The organism is Leuconostoc aquikimchii, from assembly GCF_040838325.1.
GTDB classification, from domain to species: domain Bacteria; phylum Bacillota; class Bacilli; order Lactobacillales; family Lactobacillaceae; genus Leuconostoc; species Leuconostoc aquikimchii.
Genome location: NZ_JBFPER010000001.1, coordinates 1384420 through 1402955 on the forward strand (window position 1 = coordinate 1384420; position 18536 = coordinate 1402955).

18 protein-coding genes are annotated in these 18536 nt (G+C 38.2%); 2 read left to right on the plus strand and 16 right to left on the minus strand.

Annotated features, from left to right (window positions below; translation table 11 throughout):
* Positions 1 to 5: 5 nt before the first annotated feature.
* Positions 6 to 146, minus strand: coding sequence for a teichoic acid D-Ala incorporation-associated protein DltX (locus AB3K24_RS06810; protein WP_367974578.1), 141 nt, complete (start codon positions 144 to 146; stop codon positions 6 to 8).
* A 156-nt stretch (positions 147 to 302) separates the two neighbouring features.
* Between AB3K24_RS06810 and AB3K24_RS06815 the strand changes: the two genes are divergently transcribed.
* Together AB3K24_RS06815 and AB3K24_RS06820 are read left to right on the plus strand one after the other, a co-directional pair.
* On the plus strand, positions 303 to 1517 hold the full coding sequence (locus AB3K24_RS06815; RefSeq protein ID WP_367974580.1) for a PTS sugar transporter subunit IIC: 1215 nt from the start codon (positions 303 to 305) through the stop codon (positions 1515 to 1517).
* Positions 1507 to 2334 (plus strand): alpha/beta hydrolase, encoded by an 828-nt coding sequence (locus AB3K24_RS06820; protein ID WP_367974581.1) that lies wholly within the window; start codon positions 1507 to 1509, stop codon positions 2332 to 2334. Before AB3K24_RS06815 ends, AB3K24_RS06820 begins: the two co-directional genes overlap by 11 nt.
* A 40-nt stretch (positions 2335 to 2374) precedes the next feature.
* Here the strand turns inward: AB3K24_RS06820 and AB3K24_RS06825 are convergent, their stop codons facing one another.
* The 15 genes from AB3K24_RS06825 to pstB (AB3K24_RS06895) all read right to left on the minus strand — a co-directional run bounded on the left by AB3K24_RS06825 (position 2375) and on the right by pstB (AB3K24_RS06895) (position 18504).
* Positions 2375 to 3739, minus strand: a complete 1365-nt coding sequence (locus tag AB3K24_RS06825) for a DEAD/DEAH box helicase (RefSeq protein WP_367974582.1) — start codon at positions 3737 to 3739, stop codon at positions 2375 to 2377.
* Positions 3739 to 4755: a DHH family phosphoesterase gene (locus AB3K24_RS06830; protein WP_367974584.1), complete on the minus strand. Its 1017-nt coding sequence runs from the start codon at positions 4753 to 4755 to the stop codon at positions 3739 to 3741. The genes AB3K24_RS06825 and AB3K24_RS06830 overlap by 1 nt, the downstream gene beginning before the upstream one ends.
* Before the next feature lie 67 nt (positions 4756 to 4822).
* Positions 4823 to 5908, minus strand: coding sequence for a DNA polymerase IV (gene dinB / locus AB3K24_RS06835; protein WP_367974586.1), 1086 nt, complete (start codon positions 5906 to 5908; stop codon positions 4823 to 4825).
* Between the two features lie 371 nt (positions 5909 to 6279).
* Positions 6280 to 6639, minus strand: coding sequence for a 50S ribosomal protein L19 (gene rplS / locus AB3K24_RS06840; protein WP_367974588.1), 360 nt, complete (start codon positions 6637 to 6639; stop codon positions 6280 to 6282).
* A 121-nt stretch (positions 6640 to 6760) separates the two neighbouring features.
* Entirely contained in the window at positions 6761 to 8461 is a 1701-nt protein-coding gene (locus AB3K24_RS06845) for a phospho-sugar mutase (RefSeq protein ID WP_367974589.1), read from the minus strand.
* A 145-nt stretch (positions 8462 to 8606) separates the two neighbouring features.
* Positions 8607 to 10058, minus strand: a complete 1452-nt coding sequence (gene gtfA / locus AB3K24_RS06850) for a sucrose phosphorylase (RefSeq protein WP_367974591.1) — start codon at positions 10056 to 10058, stop codon at positions 8607 to 8609.
* Positions 10059 to 10161: 103 nt separating this feature from the next.
* Positions 10162 to 11355 (minus strand): MFS transporter, encoded by a 1194-nt coding sequence (locus AB3K24_RS06855; RefSeq protein WP_367974593.1) that lies wholly within the window; start codon positions 11353 to 11355, stop codon positions 10162 to 10164.
* A gap of 284 nt (positions 11356 to 11639) precedes the next feature.
* Positions 11640 to 12593 carry a thioredoxin-disulfide reductase gene (gene trxB / locus AB3K24_RS06860; RefSeq protein ID WP_367974595.1) on the minus strand — a complete coding sequence of 318 codons (954 nt, stop codon included), beginning with the start codon at positions 12591 to 12593 and terminating at the stop codon, positions 11640 to 11642.
* 142 nt (positions 12594 to 12735) lie between these two features.
* The gene (gene galU, locus AB3K24_RS06865) at positions 12736 to 13608 is read right to left on the minus strand and encodes a UTP--glucose-1-phosphate uridylyltransferase GalU (RefSeq protein ID WP_367974597.1); all 873 of its coding nucleotides are present in this window, start codon (positions 13606 to 13608) and stop codon (positions 12736 to 12738) included.
* A 43-nt stretch (positions 13609 to 13651) separates the two neighbouring features.
* Positions 13652 to 14662: an NAD(P)H-dependent glycerol-3-phosphate dehydrogenase gene (locus tag AB3K24_RS06870; protein WP_367974599.1), complete on the minus strand. Its 1011-nt coding sequence runs from the start codon at positions 14660 to 14662 to the stop codon at positions 13652 to 13654.
* Positions 14655 to 15617: an HPr(Ser) kinase/phosphatase gene (gene hprK / locus AB3K24_RS06875; RefSeq protein WP_367974601.1), complete on the minus strand. Its 963-nt coding sequence runs from the start codon at positions 15615 to 15617 to the stop codon at positions 14655 to 14657. The genes AB3K24_RS06870 and hprK overlap by 8 nt, the downstream gene beginning before the upstream one ends.
* Before the next feature lie 2 nt (positions 15618 to 15619).
* A complete protein-coding gene (locus AB3K24_RS06880; protein ID WP_367974603.1) occupies positions 15620 to 15976 on the minus strand; it encodes a phage holin family protein in 357 nt (118 codons plus the stop codon).
* A gap of 195 nt (positions 15977 to 16171) precedes the next feature.
* Positions 16172 to 16846: a phosphate signaling complex protein PhoU gene (gene phoU / locus AB3K24_RS06885; protein ID WP_367974605.1), complete on the minus strand. Its 675-nt coding sequence runs from the start codon at positions 16844 to 16846 to the stop codon at positions 16172 to 16174.
* 51 nt (positions 16847 to 16897) lie between these two features.
* Positions 16898 to 17668, minus strand: a complete 771-nt coding sequence (pstB, locus tag AB3K24_RS06890) for a phosphate ABC transporter ATP-binding protein PstB (RefSeq protein ID WP_367974607.1) — start codon at positions 17666 to 17668, stop codon at positions 16898 to 16900.
* Entirely contained in the window at positions 17665 to 18504 is an 840-nt protein-coding gene (gene pstB / locus AB3K24_RS06895; protein ID WP_367974609.1) for a phosphate ABC transporter ATP-binding protein PstB, read from the minus strand. The genes pstB (AB3K24_RS06890) and pstB (AB3K24_RS06895) overlap by 4 nt, the downstream gene beginning before the upstream one ends.
* Positions 18505 to 18536: the final 32 nt, after the last annotated feature.

The window sequence follows — 18536 nt, forward strand, 5'->3', positions numbered from 1 at the left end:
CTAAGTTAGAATTCGTTGTAAATAAAGTGACTTTCGCCCACGCCTGAATAGCTGTAAAGGTATATCAGCGCTAAAATAATCACAAAATAAAATAGCGTCCGACTAATAAAATTAATAATCGGTCGCTGAAAAAATTGTTTAATCATTTCACGTTACCCCCGTATCTGTGATTTAATGTATAATCAACATAGTAGTTTGTCGCAATACTATAAAAACATTTATAGCTATTATAGCACAAACTTTTTAAAAGTACCGTCTAATTATTGCAATACAACTATTTTTACACCTACTGGAGGGACCCCATGTTTAATCGTTTGGTCAACACCGCACAGCACTGGGATAGTGCCTTATACCGCCGACCTGATTTGCAGGCAATAGCAATTGCTATCCAACAATCTATCCCAATTTTGGCAATTGATGTCTATTTTCGGCTACTTTTAAAATTAGCTATTTCGCCTGACGCCTTGTTCGCCAACCTTTTTAGCAATTACCCTGTGTTGCCAGATACCATAACCGATCATTCACGACTCATTTTATCTAATCTTGATATGGCCGTAGCTATGGTTTTTGTGATTGGCTTAACGCATCATTATTTAACCAACAGAGGCATCCAAAATACGACATTGCCAGTTATAACCAATTTCATCGCAATCTACCTATTGCTTTTTGAAAAAAGTCAATTACCAGCTTACATTGCGACTCAATACTTGCTTATCACACTCATAACCCTGTTAAGTTGCCGCACGTATTATTGGTACTATCACCACTTTACGCCCAATGCTTCCCCGTTTAGTTTTAAATATTTAATCTGGGCTATGACAATTATAGCAATCAATTTATTACTTCATATTGTCTGCCGCTTTCCACGCATGCTAACAATCATATCAAACCTGTTGTCTCAAACCTTCTTTACAACATTCTCTGGGTTATTGCTGATTGCTATTTTGTCACCCATGCTGTTTTTACTTGGATTTTCGTTGCCACCAGAACTCACTGGTAATCAAACAACTCTTAATCCCGTGATATCAAATTTAGATGCCATGCTGACACATGGCCTGTCAACACTCCCTTTTCCTGAAAATTTGTATAGTATTTATGGTGCGTTTAGCTTATTTGGTGGTGTTGGTAACACTTTAGCACTCAACGTTTTATTATTATTTGCAGTGTCCAAAAAGTACAAACGTTTAGGCATTTTATCATGGATTCCTAGTTTATTTGATAATAATTTCTTACTTTACGCCGGTTTACCCTTATTTTTAAGACCACTTATGTTAGTGCCTATGTTACTCGTTAATGTCTCGAGTTTGTTAATCAGCTATATTGCTGTGGCCAGCCATCTTGTTCAGCCTGTTGTTTTTCTCACACCAAATAACCTGCCGAATACCTTGCTGCCAACACTTGCAAGCAATACCCCTATTCGGTCAACTATCCTTGCGATACTCATTTTCATGCTATCCTTACTAATTTACCGGCCATTTATACATCGTCTTATGACGGAGGATTCTAATGAAAAATAAAATAATTCTAATTTTAAGTCTCTTATTCATGGTTGTTTTAGGATTTTACGGTCAACATTGGGTTGCACAAACAAGCACGAGTCAATCTAAAATCCAAAATTCACGCATGACGCCAGTTATTTTTATCCCTGGATCGAGCGCTACCGTTAATCGTTTTGATAACTTATTATCAACCATTAATGCCAATGGCCAAACGCACAGCATTTTAAAAGTTCAAGTTAATCAAGACGGTGCACTTGTATACCACGGTAGTATCAACGCTAATGATCGTCAACCGTTTATTATTATTGGTTTTCAAAACAACAAAGATGGTTACAGCAATATCAAAAAACAAACACAGTGGTTGACAAGCGCGCTTAATTCCTTGCAAGAACGCTACCACTTCAGAACATTTGCCGCTGTTGGTCATTCAAACGGTGGTTTAATATGGACCGATTTTTTAGAAAAATATTATGACAGCAACACTTTTTCAATCCCAACATTGATGACATTAGGTTCCCCTTTTAATTTTTCAGAAACGTCTTTACAACGTCGTACTGAAATGCTTAAAGATTTTATTCAAGGAAACAACAAATTACCAAGTAATCTGGCCATGTATTCTGTTGCTGGCACTGAAGATTACACAGACGATGGTATTGTTCCAATTCAAAGTGTCACTGCTGGAAAGTATATTTACCAAAAAAAGGTTAAATCATACACGCAAATTACAGTTACCGGTGACAACGCACAACACTCCAGTCTGCCAGATAATCCCGAAGTCGTAAAGATTATCCAATCTAATGTTCTCTCCCCACTTTCTCGTCGCGATCGCCGCTAAAAAATAAGACAACGCAATTGCGTTGTCTTATTTTTTAATATTATCTATCACCACGTTTTTTATTTTCTTTACGCGTGGCGCGCATTTCTTCTCGCTTTGAAATACGGCGATCCATTTGATCTTTACGTTGAATGGCTGATTTAATTCGGCGCTTATAACCAGGTTTAACTATCTTTTTCTTCTTTTTAACCATGCCAACCATCGTTGGGTCTAACTTCTTGGTCGTTGCTACACGTTGTTTACGTGCGCGACGGTCTTTAACTTCAACAATTTCGCCATCTTTAATTTGCTTGGCTTTAAAGTTAATACCAAGCGCTTCTAATTCAGCAACCTCTTGTTCTTCATCAGGACCATATAAAGTAATCGCTAGACCAGACAAACCATTACGGCCAGTTCGCCCAACACGATGAACAAAGAACTCTAATTCATCTGGAATATCATCGTTGATAACATGTGATACACCTTCAATATCAATGCCTCGTGCAGCCAAGTCGGTTGCTACAACATATTGAAACTCTAAGTTCTGAATAGCTTTCATCACACGGCGTCGCTCACGTGGTTCAATATCGCCATGTATTTCTGCTACTTTCAAACCGCGACCACGCAAATTAGAAGCAATTTCTTTTGCACGTTCCTTGGTATTAGCAAATACCAAAGCCAAATAAGGATTACCAATTGATAACACTTGATAAATAACATCATTCCTGTCTTTAGACTTTGTTGCAAGTAGCCAGTTATCAATTGTATCAGCAATAACTGTTGATACAGGAATTGATTCAAACTGTGGATTGTCCAAATACTTCTTCAAAAATGGTTTCAACTTTTCGGGCATCGTTGCACTGAATACCAAAGTTTGCAATTTATCTGGCATCGCACCGGCGATAAAGTCTACTTCACTCAAGAATCCCATGTCAAGCGTCATATCAGCTTCATCAACAACCAATGTATGCACAGCATGTAACTTTAAAGCACCCGTTGACACCAAGTCTTTAATACGACCTGGTGTGCCAATAACAAGTTGGGGTTGACCTTTTTCAAGTTGCTTAATTTGTCGCATTTTGTCCGTACCACCGACGAACTCTGAAATAGTCACATCTTGTGACCAATTTTCCGCAAAATCTTTAGCTGCCTTAGTAATTTGTGCGGCTAACTCACGTGAAGGCGTTGTGATCACAGCCTGCACGTACTGCTTATCTTGCAGTAATTGATTCAATATTGGTATCAAAAATGTATGTGTTTTCCCAGAACCAGTCTGAGATTGTCCCACAACATCATTACCTTGTAAAATACTAGGAATGAGCTTAGCTTGAACCGGTGTTGGTTGTGTGAACCCAATTGCGGTCAAAGCCGAAATAATTTCTGGTTTTAAGTTAAATTGTCCAAATTGGTTTGCAGTTTCTGCCATCAATTTTCTCTACTTTCAGTCTGCTCAGTTATTGCCTGAGTTGCTTTTTCGACACCATATTTTTTAACTAATGCCATATCAACAATACTTATTAAACGATCAACATCTTGTGCAGTTTGTGCCCAAGCACCCGATGCCATTGGATGTCCGCCACCTTCAAATTGGTTTGCAATTTTGTTAATGACAATCGTTCTTGATCGTAAACGTACGCGATAGTTACCTTCATCTTGCTCCTCAAAAATAGCCCAAGCCTTAACTTTATCTATTTTTGAAGGCAGTGGCACAACAAATGCTGTGCCAGATTCTCCCAAATTGAATTTTTGAACTAATGACTTCGTTAACACGATATAAGCAAATCCAGAAGGCAAAATGGTTAAATTTTGTAAGACGTATCCCGATAATTTAGCCGCATTTTCAGTGATTGTCTCCATACTATGGTGCACATCTTCATAATTAAATTTATAATTAAATAATTCTGATACGACACGAAAAGTTTCCTTATCCATACCATACATGAAGCGGCCCGTATCACCTACAATACCAATGTAAAGCAACCGCGCTGCCGCGTCAGTCATTACTAACCCTTGATCTTTAAGTCCTTCATAAAACTCATAAATCATTGTACTGGTTGCAGAGTGCCCTGGTTTAACCCATTGCCAATCACCGTATGGCTCATCATTTGGATGGTGATCAATTTTAATTGTTTCTAACCCATTCGGCCAACGTTGATCATCAATGCGCGGTGCATTAGCCGTATCAACCATAATGACTAGCGCATTTTTATATGCTTTATCAGGAATATCATCCATGAACGTTTCATTTTCGTTCATCCATGATAGTCCTTGAACAGCTTTACCAACTGCATAAACACGTTTTTCAGGAAAACTCGCTTGTAAGATAGCTTTTAAACCAAGTTGTGAGCCAAAAGCATCAGGATCTGGTCGCTGATGCCTGTGAATAATAATTGTGTCGTACTTTTTAATTTGTTGCAGTATCTGTTCTTCAATCGTTGCCATAATTCTATCTTTCTATTTTTACACAAGTGTATTTAAATTTAATATGTCAACACCTAGTATATCACGTTTAAAACAACGTCATTTCCTCAAAAGCGCTAGATTGTAAATTACTCATTGAAACGCCTAACATTCGAATTGAAAACGGCAACGTTATCATATCATCAAAAACATTCTGAGCATTGTCAACGAATAGATCTTCCGACAAAGGCCATGGTGTCTCACGCGTGATCGCACGTGTTTTGGTGTTGAATTCATCATCACGCACTTTAATATTAAGTGTTCTACCAACCAGACCATGTGTCTTCAACGTACTGATCAAAGCAACAACCAATTTTTTAAATTCGTATTGTATATCGAATTCATTGCGTAAAAAATGATCATATGTCTCCTCTTTAGCAATAGATTGCCGTTGCCGTTGCCATTGAACCTCACCAAAATGAACGCCACGGGCCTGATAATATAGATGTTCCCCAATTTTCCCAAACTGTGCGCGTAATTCATCATACGACATTGTTCTTAAATCTGCCCCGTTTTTAATATCTAACTGTTTAAATTTTTCATATGTTTTTTTCCCTACCCCACGAAAATCGGCAATAGCTAACGCATCAAGAAACGGCAACATATTTTGTGATGTGATCACCGTGACACCATTTGGTTTATTGTATTCGGATCCCAATTTTGCTAACAGCTTATTATGTGAAATACCAATAGAACTTGTGAGGCCAGTCACTCTTAAAATTTCGTGTCTAATATGCGCTGCCTCCATTGAACCTGACGACGTTAAATCACTCAGGTCAAGGTATGCTTCATCTAACGCTACCGGTTCAACTTTTTTGGTAAACGTGTGAAAAACATCATGAATTTGGTCAGAGACAGCTTTATATTTAGTGAAATCAGGGGTTAAAAACACACCATCGGGTGCCAATTGTTTTGCTTCAGAGGCGCTCATAGCTGAATGAATACCTAGTTTTCTTGCAGCATAATTAGCTGTTGCTACCACACCTCGCCCACCTGTTTCTTCAGGGTTACGTGCTATAATTAATGATTTATGTCGCAGTTTCGGGTTATCACGCATTTCAATCTGCGCATAAAACGCATCAAGGTCAACGTGCAAAATTTTTCGCGTATCATTTGTAATCATAAACTCTACCATACAATTATTTTAACATAACGAACACCAGTTCGTTTACCTACTTATAATTAAGTTCACAATAATTTAACACATAAAAAAACCCCTGACCGAAGAGGGCATGGTCAGGGGGGCGATAACCGAAGTTATCAGTTAAATCAATCAGTAATTGGGGGGCTGATTGAAACATTACTAGGGGAGTAATGAAACTCAAATATTATTCGAGTATGTTTTAATTATATACCCTTAACGACTTGTTTAGATATCATCAGTTTTGCTGTTTCGTTACATAAATATTACATCATGACGTTCATCATACCACGCATGACTATAGCACCATGCCACACTTATTTTAGACTCTAAAAAAACACCCAAATGGATGTTTTTTAAGCAGATTAAACGTCGCGACGACGTTCTTTGATACGAGCTGCTTTACCTTGTAATGCACGCAAGTAGTACAACTTGGCACGACGTACTGCACCAAAGCGAATAACTTCAATTTTTTCAACACGTGGTGAATGTAAAGCGAATGTACGCTCAACACCAACACCAGATGAAATTTTACGAACAGTGTATGTTGCTTGAATACCAGCACCCTTACGCTTGATAACAACACCTTCAAATAATTGAATACGTTCACGTGAACCTTCAACAATTTTGGCGAACACTTTAACAGTGTCACCGGCGCGGAAATCAGGCATATCAGAACGTAATTGTACTGATGTAATGTTTTCTAAAATACTATTTTGACGCATTGGTAATTCTCCTAGTCGATAATCTTACACTTGCCCTTAGGCTAAACGCACAGCGGATTAGCGTTAATATGGCCTTCAAGCCTTTTTTAATTGTATCAAATTATTTGTTGATTGTCTATCATTACTTCGTATATGACATCAAATCTTCTGTCATGACATCAATTTTAGCCTGTGACGCTACTTGTGAATCAGATTCAACACCAATATAGAATTTCAACTTTGGTTCAGTACCTGAAGGTCGAATAGCGACCCATGAACCATCTTCAAGCCAGTACTTTAATACATTGGCTTTTGGTTGTGGTAACGTCGTTATTTCACCGTTAACGGTTGTTTCAGTCGCAGTTGCAAAATCCTGTGTGCGCATTACTTTCAAACCACCAATTGTCGCAGGTTGATTGTCACGGAACTTTGAAATAATTCCACCCATCTCATCATTACCATGAATACCCGGGAAATCAAGACTAATTGTCTTTTCTTCAAAATAACCAAACTTCTCAAATAATTCTTGCAAACCGTCTGCAAATGTTTTACCTTGTGACTTGTAATAAGCTGCTACTTCGGCAAACAAGACTAACGCTTGAATGGCGTCTTTATCATGTGCAAATGGCTTAACTAGGTAGCCAAAACTTTCTTCAAAACCAAATAAAAATGTCCGTTCTTTGGTTGCTTCATATTCGTCAATCGTTGCTGCAATATACTTGAATCCTGTTAGGACATCAGTTGTTGTTACGCCAAAACTGGCCGCAACTTTTGATGCGAAACGCGACGAAACGATTGACGTTACAATGGCGCCATTATCAGGCAGCGTCTTGGTATTTTTCTTAGCAGTTAATAAGTAATTAACCAAAACAGCGGCAATTTGGTTACCAGTCAAAACTTGAAAAGTACCATCTGACAATTTAACAGCCGCACCCATACGATCAGCATCGGGATCAGTTGCCACCACAGCATCAGCCCCATCTCGTTTAGCATAAGCAATTGCCATCTCTAGCGCAGCAGCATCTTCAGGATTGGGCTTTTTAACAGTCGGAAAATCACCATCAATAATTGCCTGCTCTTTAACAATTGAATAATTTGTAAATCCAGCTTGTTGTAGCGCCTTTTCACCTATATACTGACCTGTGCCATGTAATGGCGTGTACACAAACTTCAATGAAGCGCCTTCTTTAGCAACTAAATCAGCATCAACTGTGATTGTTGCTATCTGTTTTAAATATTTATCATCAATTTCTGAATCAATGACTTGTACCTGTTTATCTGTTGTATCCAATGCAATATTAAATATATCGGTAATTTTGTCCAATTCACTGACAACTGCATCAACAGCTTCTGGTACCATCTGTCCGCCATCTTCGCCATACACCTTATAACCATTATATTCCTTAGGATTATGCGATGCAGTAATCATAATACCTGCAAATGTGCCGAGTTCGCGCACTGCAAATGATAATTCAGGTGTTGGCCGTAAACTGCTAAATAAATATGACTTAATATTATGAGCAGATAAGACACGGGCTGCATCTGAAGCAAATTCAGGTGAAAAGTGTCTTGAATCAAAGCTAATAGCAACGCCTCTGTTTTTGGCTGTCTCACCTTGTGCATCAATATAACGTGCCAACGCTTCTGTTACTTGACGCACCGTGAAAATATTCATGCGGTTTGTACCAGCACCCAAAATACCACGCATACCAGCGGTACCAAAACTCAAATTTTGATAAAACGCGTCTTCTTCTTGTTCAGGTGTGTATGTCGTCAAATCCTTGGCCAAATAATCAGGCAATTCAACGTTCTGCCATTGTGCTAAACTTTCTTGATAGCTCATGATTTTCTCCTATTTTATTCTAAACTTATTATAACAAAATTTGCTTATTTTCGCGTAACTAAGTTAAATACCTGCTTACTAATGCTAGCAATTCATCATACTTTTATGATAATAAAAAAGCGCCTAGGCGCTTTAGTTGACACAATTACTTTGTCGTAAATATTTCTTTACCATTTTCAGTCACAGTAAAGCGTTTTGTTGCAAAGTTAGCATCTAACACAGCAGTTGTTTTACCATCAGCTGATGTCCGTGATACTGTCAATTCATTTTCGCCATCATTTGTCACTTCAATTGAACCGTCTAAATCAAAGGCTGAACTTGTGTTACGGAAACGCAACAAGTCAAACAAGTTCGAAACAACTGGTCGCTTTGTTGTTTCAGCAATTTCAGCCAAGTCATAATAATGACGGTTAATATTACGACCTTCTTTTGAGCTTTCCAAAAGTGCAATATCATTTTCACCAGCAAGCAAACCAACATAATAAATTTGTGGGATACCAGGTGCAAATATTTGTGCCGCACGAGCCAATAAGTAAGCAGCATCATCGTTACCCAATGCTGAATAGTAAGTTGTGTTGATCTGATAAATATCCAAGTTGTTATATGCAGCTGAAGAGAAAATCTTTTTCACATTTGCGCCAACTTTATACATTTCTTCAGTTGTGAAATCAGTTTCTTCTTGTGTCAACAAATCTTTGGCATCAACAACACCGATACCATCGTGTGTATCCAACGTTGTAAATTGCTTCATTGGGCTTTGACGCAACCAGTCAGCAATGCGTTCTGTCTTACCTGAGTACAATGAATACAATGTAATCAATGGCAATGCAAAGTCGTATGAGTACATATCATGATCAGTAATCTTACGTACAATCTTGTAATGTTCATGAATTTCAGGCAATACTTCTGAGCCTTCTGCTGCTAATATTTCACGAACTTCATCTATAATAGCCCAAATTTCTGGTTCAACGAAAAAGTCATTTGTATCTAACTTCTTAATTGCATAAGCAAAGGCATCCAAACGGATAACTGACGCACCATGATGTGACAAATTAACAAGTGAATCTTTGATGAATTTTTTTGTTACTTCTTTCGTAACATCCAAATCCATTTGTTGATCACCAAATGTATTCCAAACTTGATCAGTTGTACCATCAGCAAATGTTACAGGTGCAAAAGGCGCCTTGTCCTTACGCTTATAAATCAAATCAATATCAGCATCTGTTGGCCGATTTTCTGGCCAGAAATCAGAATATTTCAAGAACATATCATAATATTCTGATGCTTCTTTCTTTTCTAAAAAGTCTTGGAAGTACTTTGATTGTGGCGAAATATGATTCAACATAAAGTCAAACATTAAGTAATACTTTTCTGCTAACTTATCAACATCTGACCAATCACCAAATTTAGGATCAACTGTCTCATATTGCTCAGGAGCGAAACCACGGTCCCCTGTTGATGGGAAAAATGGTAGGACGTGGACGCCACCTACAACACCATTAAGTTCATTAGATAACACTTGATTCAATTCTTTCAAGTTCTTGCCAAGTGAATCCGCGTATGTGATCAACATCGCTTCATTTGTCAGTTTTTTCATGATTTTCCGTTCTCCTTATATAAACGTTTGATAGATGACAATAAATTTAAGGTTACTTATAATGCGCCGCCTAAAGGCGCAAATTTTGACACGTGATATTTTTTTAAGCGCGTTTACGATTTGTCACGAAGGTGACACCAGCAATAATGAGTAAAATCACTCCAAGTAATGGGATTGTCGTATAAGCTGCTTCAGACACACTACTTGTATCATTTCCCATTATCTTGGCTAGTAATGATAATACAAAGGGTTCAACGAAGACACCGACATTAAATCCAATCAAGACAATAGATGTCACAAATGGTTGCTTTTTTAAGGGCGCTAAATTAGGTAATTGACTAAAGATAAATGGTGAGATTAACTGCATTGGGAATCCAATTAATAATACACCAATTGTCAACATAACAAAATTACCGTTTGAAAATGCGACTAAGGCATTAGATAACACCATCAGCAGCAAACCAATTTGTAACGTAAAACGTCCAAATAACTTTTGCATACCACCATATACAAGACCACCCACCATCGCTGCAACCAACATAAGTGACAAAATTGTTGAAACAAGCAGGCCACTAACACCTAAGTTTTGTGCCATAAATGGGAAACTCAATTGAATCGCCATATAGTCAATGACTATAAATGCTGCAAATAATGTTAATACCCAAACTAAGGGGCTAATATCTTGAGGGGCATGCTTTTGAATCTGTGTTGCTTTGTCTTTCTTCTGATCAGCGGCCAACATTTCTGTTGTGTCTGGTACGCGAATATAGAAAAGATACAGGATTGGAAAAGCTAATAGATAAACCAAAAATGTTGTTTGCCAACCAAAATTTAAAAGCAAGCCAGCAATAAAAGTCAAGACAGCTTGACCAATCTGTTCCACTGCTGCACGCCAACCAAGCATGGTAGCACGTGTTTGCCCTTGATACATGACAGCTATCATTGACACAGCTAATGAGTTAAAGATACCAAATCCAGCACCCAAGACCATTCTGGATACAAGAATGACTGGATATGATGTGACAAAGAAAGGTACAATACCAGCAAATCCAACTAAAAGCATACCTAGCATGATTGTTCTTTTGTCACCTAATTTTGCTGAAATAAATGAACTAAGTAAAACAAACACGGTCACCACAATCGACGGTGTCGTCGCTAGCGCCTGTACTTGTGTTGCTGAGACGCCTAACGCCTTCGTCATTTGAGGCATTGCCCCATTGATTGCATACGCGCTAGTTAACATGAAGGATACACCTAAAAACGCAATTTTAGTAATCCATTTATCCTGACTTTGCATGATCTTCTCCTAGAGTTCTCTTTAATAGAACCGGTTCCTTTTTTTATTAAAAAACAATTCTTCTTGTGCAACTTGACACAAATAATTGTAACCGCTTGCACCTTAAATGTCAAACGATTTCCAACATGTAAATTAAGGACGCTTGTTTTCAGAAATTTTCAGTTTTTTTCAAAAATTAATATTGTTAGGTTAACGCTGCTTTTATGAGAAATAAATGGTAATTATTAATAAAAAAAGAAATCAATAAAAAAGACAAATTTTAAAAAATTTGTCTTTTAAAAATACTATACTACCTGTTCATTTTCTACAACTGGTAAGGCACTAATGTAATCATACACACCTTGTCCGGCAATACTACCATCACCAACAGCTGTTGTAATTTGACGCAAATCTTTGGCGCGTACATCCCCAACTGCAAAAATACCAGGAATCGTTGTCCTCATTTGATCATCAGTTATTATCCAGCCCTCATCATTGGTAATATTTAAACTTTCTAAACCGCGTGTATTAGGTTCTAGCCCAACATACACAAAGACACCACTTGCATCAATTTGAGATACTTCTTGTGTCTGATTATTAATCACACGAACGCCAGTGACTTTATCACTATCACCAGTAATTTCCACCACTTCCGTGTGCCAGATAAATGACATTTTGTCATTAGCAAAAGCGCGATCTTGGATAATCTGTTGCGCACGTAGTTTATCACGACGATGTAATACAGTGACTGACTTTGCCAAGTTTGTTAGATACAGCCCTTCTTCAATGGCCGAATCACCACCACCAACCACAACAACATCTTCATCGCGGAAAAAAGCGCCATCACATACGGCACAATAACTTACGCCACGGCCTTGATAATCTTCTTCACCATCTGCACCTAAATGCACATGTTCTGAACCGGTTGCAATAATAATAGTTTTAGCAATATAACGATCCATGTCAGTGTTAATGATTTTGTTATGACCGTCAATTTCAATACTTTCTACTGTGCCAAAACCATATTCTGCGCCAAATCGCATTGAAGAAGCATACATTTTCTCCGACAAATCTGGTCCTAAAATCGACTCAAACCCCGGATAATTTTCAACCTCAGCCGTGTTATTCATTTGACCACCATAAATACCGCGATCCAACATCAAAACAGATAGATTTGCGCGCGAAGCATAGGTAGCAGCTGTCATTCCGGCAGGTCCTGCACCGATAATCACAACATCATACTGCTTATCTTTTTCCATTCAGTAGACCTCATTTCACTTACTTTTTGTACATTTAATTCTACACGTGTTGCCACAATTTGTCGAGCAAAAAGTCTTGGTTTTTATTGCTACACAACACATTTTTCAACTTGCCTGTCTTACAGCTCACACAGATTTTTTCTTAAAGTTTAGCTGCTAATTCTTTAATATAGGCACGTAATTGGTCTTTTGTTTGTGGATGCTTTAACCCAAATTCGATATTAGTTTCCAAAAATCCAATTTTTGAGCCAATATCATAACGACTACCCTTAAACTCATGCGCATAAACATGCTGACGATTATTTAGTGAGTCAATCGCATCTGTTAATTGGATTTCATTTCCTTTACCGGGTTTTGTGTTTTCCAACTCTTCAAAAATTTCAGGTGTCAATAAGTAACGGCCAATAATCGCCAAATCTGATGGCGCATCTTCTGGTTTTGGCTTTTCGACGAATGACTTTACACGATACAAGCCATCAGAGGCTTCCGCTGCTGGATCAATCACGCCATATTCAGAAACTTGATCATGTGGCACTTTCATAACAGCCAAAGTTGATTCACCAGTTTCTTCATAACGTTCAATTAACTGTTTAGTTAACGGCACATCATCTTCCATCAAATCATCCCCAAGTAGGACAACAAAGGGTTCATCACCAATAAAGGCCTTCGCTGTCAAAACAGCATCACCAAGTCCCTTAGGATGAGATTGACGGATGAAATACATATTAATATCTGTTGTTTCTTGCACAATTTTTAGTAATTCATCCTTGCCTTTATCGCGCAAATTATTTTCCAATTCAGGATTTGAATCAAAATGATCTTCAATTGAACGTTTTGATTTGCCATCAACAATCACAATATCTTCAATACCCGAAGCAATGGCTTCGCGTACAATATATTCTATTGTTGGTGTATCAACAATAGGTAACATTTCTTTTGCTAATGCCTTTGTAGCAGGCAAAAAACGGGTCCCAAGTCCTGCTGCAGGGATAATTGCTTTACGTACTGGCTTCATTATTAATTACTCTCTTTCGTATTCGTTAGTTCATGCTTACAAGTTAATCTTCAGATTTCAATGGTCTAGCCATCAAATCCGCAATCACTTCGCGCAAAGGTTCATTTTTATATAAAACTTGATAAACTGCATCCGTGATTGGCATATCCACGTGATAGATTTTTGAAAAGTCGTAGACAGCTTTCGTTGTATTTACGCCTTCAATGACCATACCCATTTCCGCTGTTACCTGTTGTAAACTTTTCCCTTGCCCTAAGCCAAACCCAGCACGATAATTACGGGAATTTGGCGACATACCAGTCACAATTAAATCACCGATACCTGCAAGTTCATATAAAGTTTCTGTTTTAGCACCCATAGCTGAGCCTAAAGCGCGCATTTCAACCAAGCTTCTTGTTAATAAAGCTGCTTGGGCGTTAACCCCATAACCTAAACCAATTAAAGCACCGGAAGCAATTGCTACTATATTTTTCAACGCTGCAAATAATTCTGAACCAAGTAAATCATGATTTGTATAAGCACGGAAAGTATCATTTGACAAAACACGTTGTAATAGTTGTGCCGCAGATTCGTTCGAACTACCAATAGATACTGCCGTCAAATCATGTTTGATAACATCTTCAGCATGTGATGGCCCAGAAATAACAACCAGCGCTGACCGATATGCCTCTGGTACCTCTTCTGCAATCATTTCGGATATGCGCTTATATGTGCCTTGTTCTAGTCCTTTTGTTGCATGTGCTAAAATCACCGTATGTGCCTGTTCTTTCAAGGCTGTTGCTAATTTTTGGGCTACCTCGCGTACGGCCTTGGTTGGCACAACGCTTAATACGATTTCGACATCTTCAATCGCACGAACCATATCATTAGTTGCTACTAAGGTATCAGCCAATGTTGCATCAGGTAAGTACTTCAAATTCGTGTGCTGCTGGTTTATTTCTTCAACTTGACCTGGATTATGTGTCCAAAGACGTACATCATGGCCATTTTCGGCTGCCGTATTCGCCAATGCCGTTCCCCAAGACCCGGCACCAAGTACAGCTATCTTAGTCATGTTTGTTCTCCAAATCTATTTTTTCGTTTTTCACCATTTCTGCTGACATACGCTCTTCAAGTGTTTTCAGCGCATCAATACCCATATTGGCAGTACGAAACTTTACCGCTGCCGCATCAATAACACTCGCCGTGTTACGACCTGGTGTTACGGGCACAACCATGCGTTTTATTTTGACCCCTAAAATTTCTAGCGTATCATTATCATTCCCTAAGCGATCAAAATTAGCTTCGCCAATTTTACCATTTGATAAGTGAATGTTAAGCGCAATTGTTGCATGTGACCGAACAGAAACTGCACCATATACTTGCTGCACATCAATAATGCCGACACCACGAATTTCCATCATATTACGTAAAACTTCGTTAGGTTCTCCGATGAGGCGCTCTTCATCTTCTTGATAAATATCAACACGATCATCAGCAACCAATCGTGCTTTATCTTGTTGAATGAGTTCAAGAGCAGCTTCTGTTTTGCCAATACCCGCATCCCCAGTGATCAAAACACCCAAACCATGCACATCAATAAGCACGCCATGAACATTCTCACGTGGTGCTAACTGACCGCCTAAATAATAGGTCATATTTGATAAAATACGTGATGACGTTAACGTTGACGTTAGGATTGGAATTTGTGCTTCATTCGCTGCCTGTTTGAGCTCATCACAAATTGGCAAACCTGTTGACACAACGAATGCTGGTGTTAACGGATCGGCCATCCGTCGAAAAACCATCAGTAATTCTTCGTGTCCCATGCGTTCCGAAAAAGAAGTTTCTGTAATGCCTAACAACTGAACACGCTCCGGTGCGTAATAATTAAAATAACCGGTCATTTCTAGTCCAGGTCGTGAAATATCTGCTGTTGTAATCATGCGTTCTAAATATTGTTCACCTGCTACAATTTCTAGACGCGTATTGTTTACTAATTGTTTTACTGTGACTGAATTTTGTGCCATTTTTATTTTCTTTCTACGTGTACATGCAAATCAGGTGTCAATACCGTATTGACAATTGATAGAATAATCGCTGTCAACATTGCCCAGCCAAAACTCGAAAAGTCAAAACCACCCACAAGGTCTGCAGTTATTTCCAACATGATACCATTGATGACAATTGTGAATAAACCAAATGTTAAAAATGTTAATGGTAAAGTCAGAATCGTTAATATTGGTTTAATAATCGTGTTTAAGAGTGCCAGTACTAAGGATGCCCCTAAGGCTGTCGCCCAGTTATCAACACGGAACGCATCTGAAAAAAGTGATGAGATAACCAAAAAAACTAACATTGTCGTCGCTAGTCGTGCAAAAAAACGCATAGACCCTCCTACTATATATTTTGTAAGCGCTTCATGTCTTGACATCATGCACTTACTGATTAATGTCACGATACCTTTATTATACCAAAACTTTGCACCAGTAGACATAAAAACGACTAAACTTTCGTCTAGTCGTTAGTTTAGATTTACTATTACTTATCCCAACGACAACAAAATTCTTACCGTTTCGCTAACTTAAATGAAGTAATTGTATCCTGGATTCAATTCAATAATTTTACCTGTACGCTTATAAACAATCCACTCAGCAATGTCCGTTGTGTAATCGCCAATGCGTTTCAAATAACCAGCAATCACTAAGTAATCAGCGGCTGAGTCAACCAAATCAGCATCTTCTTTCATACCCTCAACTGAATCAAAACGAACTTGAGCCGCACGTTTTGATAATGTTTGATTTTCCTCAGCAATGGATTCAGCGCCTAAAGCATCATTTTTAACATAATAGTCCATAACCGTTGATACCATTTGCGCGACTTGCTCACCCATTTCACCAAGTGCTTGCTCGACACTAGAAATATGTTTTGTGCCCTTAACACGAATGGTGGAATTGGCAATATTGCGCGCTTGATCTCCCATACGTTCCAAAACAGATACAGCTTTCAAAATGGTAACAATTTCACGTAAATCAGTTGTGACTGGTTGATACAATGCAATCATTTCAAAGGTTTTCTTTTCAATAGCTGCTTCTCGTTCGTTAATTTGATGATCATTCTCTAAAATAGCTTTGGCACCTTCGCGATCATGATCTACAAATGATTGCACTGATTTTTGAATGGTTTGTGCAACAAGCATCCCCATTTCTGTAAATGAATTGTCTAAATCTGCTAATTCTTCATCAAATAATCGTCGCATATTGTTTCTCCTTTTCATAACTGACTGTATATTTATTAATTAACGCTATAATTAACCGAAACGCCCACTGACATAATCCTGTGTTTCTTGACTTTGCGGGTTCAAGAAAATATGTTTAGTGGTATCCACTTCAATAAGATCACCATTTAAAAAGAAAGCAGTCCGGTCTGATATACGCGAGGCTTGTGACATTGAGTGTGTGACAATAATCATCGCATAATCGTCACGTAAATTCAATAGCGTTTCTTCAATATTGTGACTCGATACTGGATCTAAAGCTGATGTTGGTTCATCTAACAATAAAAGCTCTGGTGCTGTTGCTAAGACACGCGCCAATGACACACGCTGTTGTTGCCCCCCGGACAAGCCGAGAGCAGATTTATGCAAATCATCTTTAACTTCTTCCCAAATTGAAGCCTGCTTAAGCGACTTTTCAACCGCCTCATCCAGTACCGATTTATCCTTAATGCCAGCCAGTTTAAGTCCAAAAACAACGTTTTCGTAAATCGAAAATGGAAATGGATTAGGTTGTTGAAACACCATGCCAATTCGCTTACGTAAGTCAACGGTATCTGTTGTTGGTGCATAAATATCTGTCCCATTAAAATTAAAAGAGCCAGTAACTGTCACATTATCTTCCAGATCATGCATACGATTTAACGCTCTTATATAGGTTGATTTCCCTGATCCCGATGGCCCAATTAGTGCTGTAATCCCTTTTTGAGGGAAATTCAAATTAATGCCATGTAAGGCTTCTTTTTGACCATACCATAGCTTAACATCGCGTGTCTCAAGTATATTTTCTCGTTTAGTATCTGTCATCCGAAGTTCCCCGAAATATAATCATTTGTCAGTGCAACTTTTGGTCTTGTAAAAATTTTACGTGTTAAATCATACTCAATCACTTTTCCCATATGGAAAAAGGCTGTATAATCGCTAATTCGAGCGGCTTGTTGCATATTATGTGTCACAATAATAATTGTATACTGATTTTTTAATTTAAGTAACGTATCTTCAACTTGTGCAGATGAAATAGGATCTAATGCACTAGATGGTTCATCTAACAGTAAAATATCCGGTTTCAATGCCAACGCACGTGCAATCACCAAACGCTGGGCTTGTCCGCCTGACAAAGCTAAAGCTGATTTGTTCAATTCATCTTTAACTTGATCCCATAAGGCCGCCTGTTTCAAACTGGTTTCAACAATTTCATCCAGTTCTTGTTTGGTATAATGATCACGTTGCGTCAGCGCAAAAGTAATATTATTATAGATAGATTTAGCAAACGGATTGGGCCGTTGGAAAACCATGCCAATATGACGTCGCATCTCATAGACATCAATCGCCTTTGTGTTAATATCAACGCCACGATACATAATGTTACCTTTAACCGTCGCAACACTATCGTTCATACGATTTAATGACCGTAAAAAAGTTGATTTACCAGAACCCGATGCACCAATGAGACTAGTAATTTTGTAGCGTTCAAACGATAAATCGCCTTCGCTCAAAGCTAAATTATTGCCATAGCTCACCTGTAAATCTTTTGTTGATATTGCAATTTCATGTTTATCCGTACTCATATCATGAATATAGCGCTCTGGCATATTTTCAGTGATAAGTTCACTTACTGGTTTTAATTCAATATTATTCGCCATTTTTTCTCCATAACTATGTTAAATACCATAAT

Bases quoted from the DNA above. Each gene is read 5' to 3' on its own strand.
- gtfA (WP_367974591.1), bottom strand. From the start codon at position 10,058: ATGAAAAAACTGACAAATGAAGCGATGTTGATCACATACGCGGATTCA.
- AB3K24_RS06810 (WP_367974578.1), bottom strand. From the start codon at position 146: ATGATTAAACAATTTTTTCAGCGACCGATTATTAATTTTATTAGTCGG.
- AB3K24_RS06815 (WP_367974580.1), top strand. From the start codon at position 303: ATGTTTAATCGTTTGGTCAACACCGCACAGCACTGGGATAGTGCCTTA.
- galU (WP_367974597.1), bottom strand. From the start codon at position 13,608: ATGAAGCCAGTACGTAAAGCAATTATCCCTGCAGCAGGACTTGGGACC.
- dinB (WP_367974586.1), bottom strand. From the start codon at position 5,908: ATGGTAGAGTTTATGATTACAAATGATACGCGAAAAATTTTGCACGTT.
- phoU (WP_367974605.1), bottom strand. From the start codon at position 16,846: ATGCGACGATTATTTGATGAAGAATTAGCAGATTTAGACAATTCATTT.
- AB3K24_RS06825 (WP_367974582.1), bottom strand. From the start codon at position 3,739: ATGGCAGAAACTGCAAACCAATTTGGACAATTTAACTTAAAACCAGAA.
- AB3K24_RS06855 (WP_367974593.1), bottom strand. From the start codon at position 11,355: ATGCAAAGTCAGGATAAATGGATTACTAAAATTGCGTTTTTAGGTGTA.
- hprK (WP_367974601.1), bottom strand. From the start codon at position 15,617: ATGGCACAAAATTCAGTCACAGTAAAACAATTAGTAAACAATACGCGT.
- AB3K24_RS06845 (WP_367974589.1), bottom strand. From the start codon at position 8,461: ATGAGCTATCAAGAAAGTTTAGCACAATGGCAGAACGTTGAATTGCCT.
- AB3K24_RS06820 (WP_367974581.1), top strand. From the start codon at position 1,507: ATGAAAAATAAAATAATTCTAATTTTAAGTCTCTTATTCATGGTTGTT.
- rplS (WP_367974588.1), bottom strand. From the start codon at position 6,639: ATGCGTCAAAATAGTATTTTAGAAAACATTACATCAGTACAATTACGT.
- pstB (WP_367974609.1), bottom strand. From the start codon at position 18,504: ATGGCGAATAATATTGAATTAAAACCAGTAAGTGAACTTATCACTGAA.
- AB3K24_RS06870 (WP_367974599.1), bottom strand. From the start codon at position 14,662: ATGACTAAGATAGCTGTACTTGGTGCCGGGTCTTGGGGAACGGCATTG.
- AB3K24_RS06830 (WP_367974584.1), bottom strand. From the start codon at position 4,755: ATGGCAACGATTGAAGAACAGATACTGCAACAAATTAAAAAGTACGAC.
- trxB (WP_367974595.1), bottom strand. From the start codon at position 12,593: ATGGAAAAAGATAAGCAGTATGATGTTGTGATTATCGGTGCAGGACCT.
- pstB (WP_367974607.1), bottom strand. From the start codon at position 17,668: ATGACAGATACTAAACGAGAAAATATACTTGAGACACGCGATGTTAAG.
- AB3K24_RS06880 (WP_367974603.1), bottom strand. From the start codon at position 15,976: ATGCGTTTTTTTGCACGACTAGCGACGACAATGTTAGTTTTTTTGGTT.